Source organism: Pseudomonas sp. 13159349, assembly GCF_013305685.1.
Classification (GTDB): Bacteria; Pseudomonadota; Gammaproteobacteria; order Pseudomonadales; family Pseudomonadaceae; genus Aquipseudomonas; species Aquipseudomonas asiatica.
In genome coordinates, this window is sequence record NZ_CP045553.1 from 3,701,928 (window position 1) to 3,714,775 (window position 12,848).

The window sequence follows — 12,848 nt, forward strand, 5'->3', positions numbered from 1 at the left end:
TCCTCTAGGCATTTAACAGCATCTGTAGGAGCAGCCTTGTGCTGCGAAGAGGCCGGTACTGACAGTGCATCTCTGTTGTCAGTACCGGCCTCTTCGCAGCACAAGGCTGCTCCTATAGGGTCGCGCCAGCTTTCAGGTTTCTTTGCCCGAAACATTTGCTTGCATTTAAAACGGCAGGTTTTCGATTCTCATTCGTCCTTATCAATACAGCCCCTCTTTGGCTGGGCACACGCTCGACTCCCCATTGCAGAAGACCGTCAGATGGCCAAATCACCGAAAAAATCCAAATCCAGGCTGTGGTTCCTGGTCCACAGCTGGCTCGCCTTGCCGATCTGGTTCTTTGTCCTGATCGTCTGCTTCACCGGCATGCTCGCGGTGGTCAGCCAGGAAATCGTCTGGCTGGCCGACCCCGCCGTGCGCGCCAACAAGCCCGACGCCGACGCCGAGCGCCTGAGCTTCCAGCAGGTACTGGACGCCCTGCACAAGGCCGAGCCGGACATGGTGGTGGAGCGGCTGATCCAGCCCGACGGTTCGCACTTCGCGGTCAAGGCCAATGTCACCCTGCCTGACGGCACCAGCCCGACGCTGTATGTAAACCCCTACACCGGGGCCATCCAGGGCAAGACCCCGGACTTCAACTTCGAAGCCTTCACCCGCGCCTTGCACGGCTGGTGGCTGGTGCCGTTCACCAGCGGTTTCAGCTGGGGCTGGTACCTGGTGTCGTTGCTCGGGCTGCCCATGCTGGCTTCGCTGGTAACCGGCCTGGTGGTGTACAAGAAGTTCTGGAGGGGCTTCTTCAAGCCAGTGCGCACCGGCCATGGTTCGCGAATTTTCTGGGGCGACCTGCACCGCCTGGCCGGGGTCTGGTCGATCTGGTTCATTGCGGTCATTTCCATCACCGGCACCTGGTTCCTGATCCAGGCAATCCTGGCCGACAACCACATCACCATTTCCAGCCGGCCCATCGTGCCGGTGATCGCCCGTGAGGACGTGCCGCAAACCCCGAATGGCAGCCCGGCAGCGCGCATCGACCTGGATGAAGCGGCACGCATCGCCGGCCTGGCGGTCCCGGGGCTGGAGATCAGCTTCATCTCGCTGCCGGCTACCGCCTACAGCCACATCACCCTGGCCGGACCAGGCTGGTACCCGCTGATGTTCCAAAGCGCCTCGGTCAACCCGTACACGCGCAATGTCGACAGTCAGTTCCTGATCAGCGACCGCTCCGCCCTGGAGTTCGTCACCGAATCCATGCGCCCGCTGCACACCGGCGATTTCGGCGGCTTGCCGATCAAGCTGGTGTGGTTCTTCTTCGGCCTGGTCCTCACCCTGATGGTGTTCAGCGGTTTGCTGATCTGGACCAAACGCACCGCCCAGGCCACCGCCGCCGCCCTCAAGCGCAGCGAGCGCGCACCGCGCATGGCGCGCCATGAACCCACAGTGGAGATCCGCCCATGAACCAGGCCCAAGCCGTGACCGTCAGCCCGCTGAAGCAACTGTGGCTGAAGTGGCGTTTTCACTTGAACATCCTGCTGATCCTCATCCCGCTGGGCTTCATGCCCAAGTACTTCGCCGAGGCCAAGCTGTTTCGCGGCGAAGCAGGGCTCGGCGCCAATGTGATCCACGACATCCAGGTCGGCCCCTATACCCTGGACCTGGCCGAGATGCGTGACGAGGCTCCCCGCGCCGATGGCCCGGCCGGCCACTTCAAGGTCTTCAATGCATCGCTGTGCAAGGCCTGCGTCAACGGCGTCAAGGCGGCCTACCTGCGCATCGGCAAACCGCGCAGCCTGCGCGCCGCCGGCACGATTTTCTTCGGCGCGCCGTACAAGATGGGCACCTCGTTGCCGATCCCGCCACGCACCAAGCCCGACGCGCAGATCTGGATCACCCTGGAAGGCTGGGACGGCAGCATGCACCAGGCGTCCGTCCCTCTGGCCAAGGCATCGCCAGCCACCGTGGCCTGGCTCGAGAAACAAGGAGGCAAGAAATGAAACACCTGATACGCACCCTCGCCCTGCCCTTGCTGGTGCTGGCCGCCTGCCCGGCCCTGGCGCACAACCCGATGTGCGAGTGTGAAGAGCTGGCCGGCGGCCAGGTCAAGTGCACCGGCGGCTTCTCGGACGGCAGCGGCGCCCCCGGAGTTACCCTGGATGTGATCGGCTACGACGAACAGGTGCTGGTCGGCGGCAAGCTCGGTGATGACTCGACCCTGACCTTCAAGCGCCCGGACGGCGAGTTCTACGTGCTGTTCGATGCCGGCCCCGGGCACGTGGTGGAAGTCGACTACGCCGATATAGCCCAGCCATGAGCCGCGCCCAAGTGATTCGCCCGGCCGGCGCCGGGCACGAAACCCTGTACGTGCTGCTGGTCAGCCTGCTGATCGTGGTACTCGCCATCGGTGTGGTGCTGCTGCGCGGCGAACGCGAGGATGAACAGGCCATCGCCAGCCACCAGATAGACGCCCGTCGCGACCTGACCGCCGCCGAGCAAGGCCTGTACACCGACTTGCGGGTGGCCTTCGACGAAATCCAGCTGCTGCGTGAAGAGAACACCGCTGCGCCCAGCGTACAGGCACTTGCCGAGGAAGGCCTGCCACCGTTCGTGGTCGATGCCGGCAGCCAGAGCCGCGGCAGCCACCAATGGTCGTGGCTGGAGACCGGGGCCTACCTTGGCCGCAGCCAGGCCCCGGAAGTGGCCGGCAGCCTGCTGCTGATCCTGCCGGCCGACAGCACCGGCCAGGCCGATGTCTGGCTGCGCCGCGACAGCGCCGCCGTGACCCCGGACGACCTTGGCCAGGCCGCCCTGATCGCCGCCGGCTGGCAGCAGGTGGTCAGCCATTACGACGCCGGGGTCACCCGCGAACACCGTCATTGAACCCAAGGACTTCCCCATGCTCCGCTCCGCCCTCGCCCTGCTCCTGGCCATTGCCCTGCCGGCACAGGCCCTGGCCGATAACGGCAAGCCCCTGCGTATCGGCATTACCCTGCACCCCTACTACAGCTATGTGAGCAACATCGTCGGCGACAAGGCCGAAGTGGTGCCGCTGATTCCGGCAGGGTTCAACCCCCATGCCTACGAGCCACGGGCCGAGGACATCAAGCGCATCGGTACCCTGGACGTGGTGGTACTGAACGGCGTCGGCCATGACGATTTCGCCGACCGCATGATCGCCGCCAGCGAGAAGCCCGACATAAACACCATCGAGGCCAACCAGAACGTACCCTTGCTGGCGGCCACCGGCATTGCCGCCCGCGGCGCCGGCAAGGTGGTCAACCCGCACACCTTCCTGTCGATCAGCACCACCATCGCCCAGGTCAACAACATCGCCCGCGAACTGGGCAAGCTCGACCCGGACAACGCCAAGCTGTACACGCAAAACGCCCGCGCCTATGCCAAGCGCCTGCGCGCACTGCGCGCCGAAGCACTGGCCAAGGTCACCGAGGCGCCCAGCGCCACCTTCCGGGTCGCCACTATCCATGCCGCCTACGACTACCTGGTACGTGACTTCGGCCTGGAGGTGACTGCGGTGGTCGAGCCAGCCCATGGCATCGAACCCAGCCCGGCCCAGCTGAAGAAGACCATCGACCAGCTCAAGGCGCTGGACGTGCGGGTGATCTTCTCGGAAATGGACTTCCCGTCGGCCTATGTCGAAACCATCCAGCGTGAATCCGGCGTCCGCCTGTACCCGCTGACGCACATTTCCTATGGCGAATACACCAAGGACAAGTACGAAGTGGAGATGAAGCGCAACCTCGACACCGTGGTCCGCGCCATCCAGGAGAACCGCGCATGACCGCCGCCGCCAACCTGGTGACAGCCTGCGGGCCGCGCATCGAGTTTGCCGGCATCGACCTGACCCTGGGCCGCACCCGCATCCTCGAACAGGTCAGCTTCAACGTCGCCGCCGGCAGCGTGCATGCCATCGTCGGCCCCAACGGCGGCGGCAAGAGTTCGCTGATCAAGACCCTGCTCGGGCAGATGCCGCACCAGGGCCAGCTGACCCTGCACTGGCCCGGCGAACGCGAAGTGATCGGCTATGTGCCGCAGGCGCTGGAGTTCGACCGTGGCCTGCCGATGACCGTGGACGATTTCATGGCTGCCATGTGCCAGCGCCGCCCCGCCTTCCTCGGCCTGTCGCGCCGTGTGCAGCCGGCCATCGACGCAGCCTTGGCGCGGGTCGGCATGCTCGACAAGCGCAAACGGCGCATGGGCGCGCTTTCCGGTGGCGAACGCCAACGCGTGCTACTGGCCCAGGGCCTGATTCCCGAGCCGCAACTGCTGGTGCTGGACGAGCCGATGTCGGCCCTGGATGAAGCCGGCATCCAGGTGTTCGAACAACTGCTGCAGGGCTGGCGCCAGGCCGGCACCACCGTGCTGTGGATCGAACACGACCTGGAAGCCGTGCTGCGCCTGGCCGACCGGGTTACCGGCCTGAGCCGCCAGGTACTGTTCGACGCCCCGCCCGCCCAGGCCCTTACCCCAGAGCGCCTGCTCGGCCTGTTCTCCGTTCACCCGCGTAGCGAGAGCCTTGCCTGATGAGTTTTGAAATCTTTCGGCAAACGGTCCAGGACTGGGCCACTGCCGGCTACCTGCCCGAGGCGCTGGCCTACGGCTTCGTGGTCAACGCTTTGCTGGCCGGTTTGATGATCGGCCCGGTGCTGGGCGGCCTGGGCACCCTGGTGGTGGTCAAGCGCTTTGCCTTCTTCTCCGAGGCGGTCGGCCATGCCGCGCTGACCGGCGTGGCCATCGGCATCCTGCTGGGCGAGCCCTACACCGGCCCCTTCGGCAGCCTGTTCGGCTACTGCCTGCTGTTCGGCATCTTGCTCAACTTCCTGCGCAACCGCACCGGGCTGTCGCCGGACACGCTGATCGGCGTGTTCCTGTCGGTGTCGCTGGCGCTGGGTGCCAGCCTGCTGCTGATGCTGGCAGGCAAGATCAACGTGCACATCCTCGAGAACGTGCTGTTCGGCTCGGTGCTGACCGTCAGCAGCCAGGACCTGGTGGTGCTGGGCATCGTCGCGGTGCTGGTGCTGGCATTGGCAGTGCCGCTGTACAACCGCATCATGCTGGCCAGTTTCAACCCACAGCTGGCAGCCGTGCGCGGGGTGGCGGTGAAAACCCTGGACTACCTGTTCGTGGTGCTGGTGACCCTGGTCACCGTGGCCTCGGTGAAGGTGATCGGGGCGATCCTGGTCGGGGCGTTGCTGGTGATCCCCGCTGCCGCCGCACGCCTGGTCAGCCAGTCGCTGAAGGGCTTTTTCTTCCTGTCGGTGCTGATCGCCACGCTGAGCACGCTGCTGGGCATCCTGCTGCCGATCGTTTTCGACCTGCCGGTGCCGTCCGGCGCCGCGATCATCCTGGTCGCCGGCATCTGCTTCGCCCTGGCGGCGCTGGCCCGCGCCCTCGTCCCCCGCCTGCAAGGAAACCCGGCATGAACCTGAAACGCCTGACCTTGGCCCTGGCACTGGCCGGCCTGCCGTCGCTGTCTTTCGCCACCCAAGTGCTGACCACCCTGCCCGTCACCCACAGCCTGGCCAGCGCCTTGCTCGAGGGCACCAAGGTGCAGCTCAAGCGTGCAGCACCCGCCAACCTGCCTGCCAGCCGCCAGCCTTCCTATTTCAGCGGTCGCGGTGGCGCCAGCCTGCACAAGGCCGCGCAGCAGGCCGACGCGGTGATCGGCGTGCGCTCGATCTGGCGTGACGACCCGCTGTACCCGATGGCCCGGCGTAGCAATATCCGGATCGTCGAAATCGACGCCGCACGGCCAGTGGATGGCGCGCTGCCGGGCATAGCGGTGAGCGGCGACGAGGCCTATGGCGCCTACCCCTGGCTCAACCCGACCAACTTCGGGCGCATGGCCGACGTGGTAGCCAATGACCTGGAGCGGTTGGCGCCGGGCGACAAGGCGCAGATCCAGGGCAACCTGGCCGGGCTCAAACGCCAGTTGCTGGAGCTTTCGGCCAGCAGCCAGACACGCTTGGCCAAGGTCGACAACCTGACGGTGGTGAGCCTGTCGGAACGGCTGGGTTATCTGGCCAGCGGGTTGAACCTGGACGTGGTCGAGCAGCCGCTGCCAGCCGAGTGGGATGCGACTGCGCTGAAGGCGCTAGGGGACAACCTGAAAGCGCAGGATGTGGCGCTGGTGCTGGACCATCGGCAGCCGGAAGCGGCTGTGGCCGAGGTGATCAAGGCGTCCGGGGCGAAGCTGGTGGTGGTGGAAAGTGACCCTGAGGATGCGTTTGCGGGGCTGAAAGCCAGCGTCGACCGTGTGGTTGGGGCATTGGGCGAAAGCTGATGTTCTCCTCGCAGTCCCACAGGCCTGCACGGTCCCTGTGTAGGAGCGGCCTTGTGTCGCGATGGGCTGCGCAGCAGCCCCAAGGGTTCAGCGGTGCTGCACAATCTTGGGGCTGCTGCGCAGCCCATCGCGACACAAGGCCGCTCCTACAGGACCGCGCTCGCCAGCCAGGCCACCATTAACGCTTCATGCACCGCTGATAACGCTCATCCACCCGCCCGGCAAACCACGCCGTGGTCAGCTTGCGGGTGATCTTCGGGCTTTTCAGCTGGATCCCCGGCAGCACCGCCCGTGGCACCGGCTTGCCGGCCGCAGCATCAGCAAGGGCGAACACCCCGCTGTACAGCTTGCTGTCCTCGAAGGCCAGACTATCGCCCTGCTCCAGCTGGCTGCGAATCTGCGGGTTGCGCAGGCCCAGCTTTCCTCCCAGTTTGCGTGCCGCCTTTTCAGTGGTCCCGGGCATGATCGAGCCCGGCGCCACCAGGTCGCCATCCAGCGCCAGCGTTACCCCCGTCACCTTGCTCAGTGCCGCCTGAAATGCCGCATTGCGGCTTGCGTACCAGCCCGCGTTGAAATCGGCAAAGCGGTACAGCTGGCGATCGTAGTTGGCCGAATAGCCCAGCAAGTGGGCGATACCGAAATACATGCCGCCGCGCCGGGTGAACACTTCCTGGCGAATGCTGCCGTCGTGGCTGTAGGGGTAATCCCGCGCATGCTTTTCGGCAAAGTCGATGCTGACCTGCATCGGCCCTCCGGTATGCACCGGGTTCAGCCCGCCCAGCAAGGTCTTGCCCAGCGGTACGCGAGCGATGACTTCGTCGTACAGTTCGCTCAGCTGCTTCTCGCTGCGCACCGCCTGCAAACGTTGCTGGTAGCTCTTGCCATTACCCGACGGCGCCTTCAGTGCACCGTCGACCAGCAGCTTGGGGATGTGCAGGCGCGCAGCGCGGCGGTCGATTTCCTCTCGGGCGATACGCCCCAGGTTGGGCACTTGCGGGTCGGCATTGAAGGTCGATTCCTGCTCGGTCACCGCCAGCACCGCGCACAGGTTGCTCTTGCTGGGGGCAATTCGCTGGGCCTCGAACGCCACCTGAATGTCCCGGGCCCAGCCATCGCGGTCCTTGGCCTGGGCGGGTAACAGCCGCAGCAGTTGGGCGCGGACCTTGGCCGGGTCCGTTTCGGGCGCGTCCTCACGACGCCCGGCGCAGCCTTGCAGCAGCGCCAGGGCCATCAACCCGGCAGCCAGTAACCGGCCGTTCAGGGCTGTTCACCGACCAGGTAGGTCTTGCTGATGTGCCGGAACAGCGGGTGGCTGGCACTGCCCATGAGCTCGAACAGAACCATTTCGCGGGTCACCACCTGCGCCCCCGCGGCCCGCATGCGCGCCAGCCCTGCGGCCTTGCTCGCCGGCGTACGGCTATCACAGGCATCCTCGACCACGAACACCTGCTTGCCCAGTGCCAGCAGGCCAAGCACGGTCTGCAACACACAGACGTGGGTTTCCATGCCACAGACAATCACTTGCTCGCGCGCCATCAGACTTGCTGGCAGGCACTCGGCGGCCACACAGGAAAAATGGCTTTTCTCCACCACCTCGGCGGCCGGCGCTGCGGCCAGCAGTTCGGCCAAGGTATGGCCCAGGCCCTTGGGGTACTGCTCGGAAATCACCGTCGGCAGTTCCAGCTCGTTCGTCGCTGCCAGCAGCCATCGGGCCCGCGCGCGGGTGCCTTCAGGGTCGCTCATCGCGCCGATGAGTTTTTCCTGGATGTCGACGACCAGCAGCGTGGCCTTGTGGGGATCGATCAGCATTGTCTGCCTCTTGCCTGGGAAAAGGCCTAGCCTCCCCCAGGCAAGCGGTGACGTCAATCAGGCGGACAGCCGAAGCGGTTGCAGCGACGCGGTGAGTGCAGCGAGCACTCGGTCTTCATGCTCATGGATGAAGAAGTGGCCGCCTGGGAACATCTGCAGCGAGAACGCCCCGAGGGTTTCCTTGCGCCAGGCCTGCAATTGCTCGTCACTGGCGCGGTCCTGCATGCCGCCCAACACGTACAGTGGGCACTGCAACGCCGGCCGCTGGCGGTAGGCGTAGGTACCACACAGCAGGAAGTCGGCGCGCAGGGTGGGCAAGGTCAGGCTCATCAGCTCGGCGTTGGCCAGCACTTCCTCGGGCGTGCCCTGAAGCTCGCGCAACTCGCCGATCAACTCGGCGTCGCTCTTGGGCTCGCGCCAGTTCTTGCCATCGTAGTCCTCGCGGCGGGTCGGCGCTGCGGTACCGCAGGCAAACAGGGCCAGTGGCGCCGGGCAGCCCAGCGCTTGCAGCTCATGGGCCAGCTCGAAGGCCAGCAAGGCGCCAAGGCTATGGCCGAGCAGCGCGTAGGGGGTGCTGGCCGCCAGGCGCTGTTCGGCAGCCAGTTGCCGGGCCAGGGCCTGCATGTCGGTGTGCAGTGGCTCGGCAATGCGCGCACCACGCCCGGGCAGTTCCACCGGGCGCACCTGCAGCCACGTCGGCAGCTTGCGCCGCCAGCGGCTGTAGACCATGGCGCTGGCCCCGGAATACGGCAGGCACAGCAGGTTCAATGCAGTCACTGGGCGGCGGCTTCGGCCATTTTCTGGCGCAGGCTCAGCGGGCGCATGTCGGTCCAGACTTCATCGATGTAGGCCAGGCAGTCCTTTTTCAGGCCGCTCTTGCCTACGGCACGCCAGCCGTTGGGGATGGCTTTGTAGTCGGGCCAGATCGAGTATTGCTCTTCGTGGTTGACCACTACCTGGAACTGGATATCGTCGCGGTCGAAAACGGAAGTCATTGCCTGTCTCCTTGAGTGATGGGTGCCGCTGCGCGCCTGGCGCAGGGGGGCTTTCAAGTAGACGTGGCGTGCGGCGAAAAAATTAGTGGGGCTGACGCGGTCTTCAGGTATCCCGCAACAGGTCGTGGGTATCGAGCAAGCGGAAGGCCACCTGCGGGTTGCGCTCCAGCCCACGGCGGATCGCCGCCGGGATCGACTGCCGGGTCTTGCGGCATAGGCCGGGCTGGTCGTCCAGTTCGATGACGATGCCGCGCATGGTTCGCACTTCGTTGAAACCGGGGGCAATGTGCACGCGAATGCCGAGGTTTTCATACATCCGCTGCTGCAGGCGTTGCAGGTCTTCCAGGTCCTTGAGGTTTTCCAGGCGGTCGAGCAGGCGTTTCTCTTCCTGGCGGGTCAGCAGGAGGATGCGCTGAGCGGCCTGCGGGTGATCGACCAGGTGTTCGCGGCCGCAGTCGCAGGCGCCAGGGGGGCAAGGTTGGCGCAGAGGCGGTGTAGTGCTCATGGAGCAATCATAGCCTGTACCGGCCTATTCGCGGGTGAACCCGCTCCTACAGGTTCCGGCTAAAACTTTCCTGCCAGGCAAAAAAAATTCACAAAACTCTAGACCGTCACCCGCCTCTTCGCCTATAAATCGCCTAAAGGAAATTTATATTCCTACCAAGAAATATTTCTTCGCCTCCACGCGAAGTCTCTTTGCCCTTGTGCCCGACCTGCCCCACTCCATCACGAGGCCTATCCGACATGCATCCCGCTCCCGATCACTTCATCCTGCGCGTCAGTTGCCCGGCCGTGTCCGGCATCGTCGCCGCGGTGACCACCTACCTGGCCGAGCACGGTTGCTACATCAGCGAGATGGCGCAGTTCGACGACGAGGACAACGGGCGCTTTTTCATGCGCGCGGTGTTCCGCTACAACACCGGTGTCACGGGTGACACACCGCAGCTGGAAGCCGGCTTCGCCGATGTCGCCCAGCGCTTCGACATGCAGTGGAGCCTGCACAGCAGTGCCCGGCCGATGCGCGTGCTGCTGATGGTGAGCAAGTTCGACCACTGCCTGTCCGACCTGCTGTACCGCCATGCCAAGGGCGAGCTGGACATGCAGATCACCGCCGTGGTCTCCAACCACCTGGACCTGCGCCCGATGGCCGAGCGCCAGGGCATCCGTTTCGTCTACCTGCCGGTCAGCAAGGACACCAAGGCCGAACAGGAAGCCGCGCTGCTGCGCATCGTCGAGGACACCGGCACCGAACTGGTGGTGCTGGCGCGCTACATGCAGATCCTCTCCGACGACCTGTGCCGCCAGCTGTCAGGCCGGGCGATCAACATCCACCATTCGTTCCTGCCCGGTTTCAAAGGCGCCAAGCCTTATCACCAGGCCTACCAGCGCGGGGTGAAGCTGATCGGTGCCACCGCCCACTACGTCACCAGCGACCTGGACGAAGGCCCGATCATCGAGCAGGAAGTGCAGCGCGTGGACCATGCCTACACACCGGATGACCTGGTGGCCATCGGCCGCGACACCGAGACCATCGCCCTGTCCCGCGCCGTGAAATACCACCTGGAGCATCGGGTGTTCCTGAACCACGACCGCACGGTGATCTTCAAATGAACGCCATTCCCAGTATCAAGCTGATCGACGGCAAGGCTACCGCGACGCGGGTGCTGGCCGAGGTACGCGAGCAGGTGCAGGAGCTGCGCCAGGGCGGCGTGCAACCGGGCCTGGCGGTGGTGCTGGTCGGTGCCGACGCTGCCAGCCAGGTGTACGTGCGCAACAAGGTGCTGCGTGCCGAAGAGGTGGGCATCCGCTCGCTGGAGCATCGCCTGCCCGCAGACACCAGCCAGGCCGAGCTGCTGACCCTGATCGACCGCCTCAACCGCGACACCGAGGTCAACGGCATTCTCGTGCAACTGCCGTTGCCGGCCCATATCGACGAACACCGCATTCTCCAGGCGATCAGCCCACTGAAGGATGTGGACGGCTTCCACAGCGAGAACGTCGGCGGCCTGGCCCAGGGCCGCGATGTGCTCACCCCGTGCACGCCCAGCGGCTGCATGCGCCTGCTGCGCGATGCCTGTGGCGAACTGCGTGGCAAGCATGCGGTGGTGGTCGGCCGCTCGAACATCGTCGGCAAGCCCATGGCCGCCCTGCTGCTGCAGGCCGACTGCACGGTGACCGTGGTGCACTCGCGCAGCCGCGACCTGCCGGCCTTGTGCCGCCAGGCCGACATCCTGGTGGCCGCAGTGGGCAAGCCGCGGCTGATCGGTGCCGACTGGCTAAAGCCCGGCGCGGTGGTGATCGATGTCGGTATCAACCGCATCGACGAAGGCGGCCACAGCCGCCTGGTCGGCGATGTCGACTTCGCCGCCGCCCTGCCCCAGGTGGCCGGCATCACCCCGGTGCCCGGCGGCGTCGGCCCGATGACCATCGCCTACCTGATGAAAAACACCCTGCTCGCCCTCGACCTGCAACAACAGGCCGCCCACCAGGAGCGCACCGCATGCCTTTCGCCCTGCTGAAATACGGCCTGAGCGCCGATTACCCGGTGGAGGTCGACCTGCCACCACCGTGCGAACTCAAGCCACGCTATGACGTGGTGATCATCGGCGGCGGCGGCCACGGCGTGGCCATCGCCTACTACCTGGCCAAGTACCATGGCATCACCAATGTCGCCGTGCTGGAGAAGGCCTACCTGGGCGGCGGCAATACTGCGCGCAACACAGCGGTGATCCGCTCCAACTACCTCACCAGTGAGGGTGTGCGCTTCTACGCAGAATCGGTGCGCATGTTCCAGAACCTGTCGAACGAGTTCGACTTCAACATCATGTATTCCGAACGCGGTCAGCTCACCCTCGCGCACACCGACGCCACCGTGCGCGCCTTTCGCCAGCGCGCCGAGGTCAACAAGCATTTCGGTGGCCGCACGGAGATGATCGACCGCCAGCAGATCCACGAACTGGTGCCAAGCCTGAACCTGAACCCAGGCCACCTGCCGGTGCTGGCCGGCCTGTGGCACATCGACGGCGCCACCGCGCGCCACGACGCAGTGGCCTGGGGCTACGCCAGGCAGGCGGCCAAGCGCGGCGTCGAGATCCACCAGCTGACCGAAGTGCAGGACTTGCTGATCCGCAACGGGCGCATCGAGGCGGTGAAGACCAACCGTGGCACCGTGCAGTGCGGTTGCGTGGTGCAGGCCGTGGCCGGGGTCAGTTCGCTGCTGATGGCCAAGGCCGGCATTCGTGCGCCGATCCACACCTACCCGCTGCAGGCCATGGTCACCCAGCCGTTCAAGCCGTTTCTCGACCCACTGGTGAGCTCCTCGGCGCTGCACTGCTACGTGCAGCAGACCAGCCGCGGCGAGATCGTCTTTGGCGGCGGCTCCGACCCATACCCGCTGTACAACACCCGCTCCACCCTCGACCTCAAGGAGAGCCTGCTGGCACACGCCATCGAGATGTTCCCGTTCATGGCCAACGCCAAGCTGATGCGCCAGTGGGCCGGGATCACCGACATGACCCCGGACTACAGCCCGATCATGGGCCTGTCGCCGGTGCACAACTATTACCTGGACGCCGGCTGGGGCACCTGGGGTTTCAAGGCCACGCCGATCTGCGGCAAGACCATGGCCGAGCTGGTCGCCAGTGGCGGCAAGGTGCCGGAACTGATCGCACCCTTTGCCCTGGAGCGCTTCAGCCGCTTCCAGCAAGTCAACGAAATGGGCGCCACCGCGGCCAGCCACTAAGGAGCGA

At 65.4% G+C, this 12,848-nt stretch carries 16 protein-coding genes; 11 read left to right on the forward strand and 5 right to left on the reverse strand.

The window, feature by feature from the left end:
* Nucleotides 1-261 precede the first annotated feature (261 nt).
* The 8 genes from GEV38_RS17120 to GEV38_RS17155 are packed head-to-tail and all read left to right on the forward strand — an operon-like array spanning nucleotide 262 to nucleotide 6,295.
* Entirely contained in the window at nucleotides 262-1,455 is a 1,194-nt protein-coding gene (locus GEV38_RS17120; RefSeq protein ID WP_015270822.1) for a PepSY domain-containing protein, read from the forward strand.
* On the forward strand, nucleotides 1,452-1,991 hold the full coding sequence (locus GEV38_RS17125) for a hypothetical protein (RefSeq protein WP_054572074.1): 540 nt from the start codon (nucleotides 1,452-1,454) through the stop codon (nucleotides 1,989-1,991). Before GEV38_RS17120 ends, GEV38_RS17125 begins: the two co-directional genes overlap by 4 nt.
* Entirely contained in the window at nucleotides 1,988-2,308 is a 321-nt protein-coding gene (locus GEV38_RS17130) for a hypothetical protein (RefSeq protein ID WP_013973133.1), read from the forward strand. Before GEV38_RS17125 ends, GEV38_RS17130 begins: the two co-directional genes overlap by 4 nt.
* Nucleotides 2,305-2,874 carry a DUF6162 family protein gene (locus GEV38_RS17135; protein ID WP_015270824.1) on the forward strand — a complete coding sequence of 190 codons (570 nt, stop codon included), beginning with the start codon at nucleotides 2,305-2,307 and terminating at the stop codon, nucleotides 2,872-2,874. Before GEV38_RS17130 ends, GEV38_RS17135 begins: the two co-directional genes overlap by 4 nt.
* A gap of 16 nt (nucleotides 2,875-2,890) precedes the next feature.
* Nucleotides 2,891-3,793 carry a metal ABC transporter substrate-binding protein gene (locus tag GEV38_RS17140; RefSeq protein WP_015270825.1) on the forward strand — a complete coding sequence of 301 codons (903 nt, stop codon included), beginning with the start codon at nucleotides 2,891-2,893 and terminating at the stop codon, nucleotides 3,791-3,793.
* Nucleotides 3,790-4,536 carry a metal ABC transporter ATP-binding protein gene (locus GEV38_RS17145; protein ID WP_015270826.1) on the forward strand — a complete coding sequence of 249 codons (747 nt, stop codon included), beginning with the start codon at nucleotides 3,790-3,792 and terminating at the stop codon, nucleotides 4,534-4,536. The genes GEV38_RS17140 and GEV38_RS17145 overlap by 4 nt, the downstream gene beginning before the upstream one ends.
* Nucleotides 4,536-5,435, forward strand: a complete 900-nt coding sequence (locus tag GEV38_RS17150; RefSeq protein ID WP_015270827.1) for a metal ABC transporter permease — start codon at nucleotides 4,536-4,538, stop codon at nucleotides 5,433-5,435. Before GEV38_RS17145 ends, GEV38_RS17150 begins: the two co-directional genes overlap by 1 nt.
* Complete coding sequence (locus tag GEV38_RS17155) at nucleotides 5,432-6,295, forward strand: metal ABC transporter solute-binding protein, Zn/Mn family (RefSeq protein WP_015270828.1); 864 nt, start codon at nucleotides 5,432-5,434, stop codon at nucleotides 6,293-6,295. Before GEV38_RS17150 ends, GEV38_RS17155 begins: the two co-directional genes overlap by 4 nt.
* 178 nt (nucleotides 6,296-6,473) lie before the next feature.
* Here the strand turns inward: GEV38_RS17155 and GEV38_RS17160 are convergent, their stop codons facing one another.
* From GEV38_RS17160 to GEV38_RS17180, 5 genes are all read right to left on the reverse strand, one after another.
* Nucleotides 6,474-7,526, reverse strand: coding sequence for a DUF1615 domain-containing protein (locus GEV38_RS17160; RefSeq protein ID WP_054572075.1), 1,053 nt, complete (start codon nucleotides 7,524-7,526; stop codon nucleotides 6,474-6,476).
* Between the two features lie 26 nt (nucleotides 7,527-7,552).
* Nucleotides 7,553-8,104 carry a hydrolase gene (locus tag GEV38_RS17165; protein ID WP_015270830.1) on the reverse strand — a complete coding sequence of 184 codons (552 nt, stop codon included), beginning with the start codon at nucleotides 8,102-8,104 and terminating at the stop codon, nucleotides 7,553-7,555.
* 57 nt (nucleotides 8,105-8,161) lie between these two features.
* Complete coding sequence (locus GEV38_RS17170) at nucleotides 8,162-8,881, reverse strand: thioesterase II family protein (protein WP_015270831.1); 720 nt, start codon at nucleotides 8,879-8,881, stop codon at nucleotides 8,162-8,164.
* Entirely contained in the window at nucleotides 8,878-9,099 is a 222-nt protein-coding gene (locus GEV38_RS17175) for an MbtH family protein (protein ID WP_003256222.1), read from the reverse strand. The genes GEV38_RS17170 and GEV38_RS17175 overlap by 4 nt, the downstream gene beginning before the upstream one ends.
* Before the next feature lie 103 nt (nucleotides 9,100-9,202).
* Complete coding sequence (locus GEV38_RS17180; protein ID WP_015270832.1) at nucleotides 9,203-9,604, reverse strand: hypothetical protein; 402 nt, start codon at nucleotides 9,602-9,604, stop codon at nucleotides 9,203-9,205.
* 239 nt (nucleotides 9,605-9,843) lie between these two features.
* Here GEV38_RS17180 and purU point away from each other — a divergent pair, with 239 nt between their 5' ends.
* Genes purU through GEV38_RS17195 form a run of 3 tightly spaced genes read left to right on the forward strand, consistent with a single transcriptional unit; the run spans nucleotide 9,844 to nucleotide 12,841 of the window.
* Nucleotides 9,844-10,710, forward strand: a complete 867-nt coding sequence (purU, locus tag GEV38_RS17185) for a formyltetrahydrofolate deformylase (RefSeq protein ID WP_054572076.1) — start codon at nucleotides 9,844-9,846, stop codon at nucleotides 10,708-10,710.
* Nucleotides 10,707-11,618: a bifunctional methylenetetrahydrofolate dehydrogenase/methenyltetrahydrofolate cyclohydrolase FolD gene (gene folD, locus GEV38_RS17190; protein WP_015270834.1), complete on the forward strand. Its 912-nt coding sequence runs from the start codon at nucleotides 10,707-10,709 to the stop codon at nucleotides 11,616-11,618. Before purU ends, folD begins: the two co-directional genes overlap by 4 nt.
* Nucleotides 11,600-12,841: an FAD-dependent oxidoreductase gene (locus GEV38_RS17195; protein ID WP_015270835.1), complete on the forward strand. Its 1,242-nt coding sequence runs from the start codon at nucleotides 11,600-11,602 to the stop codon at nucleotides 12,839-12,841. The genes folD and GEV38_RS17195 overlap by 19 nt, the downstream gene beginning before the upstream one ends.
* The last annotated feature ends 7 nt before the right edge of the window (nucleotides 12,842-12,848 follow it).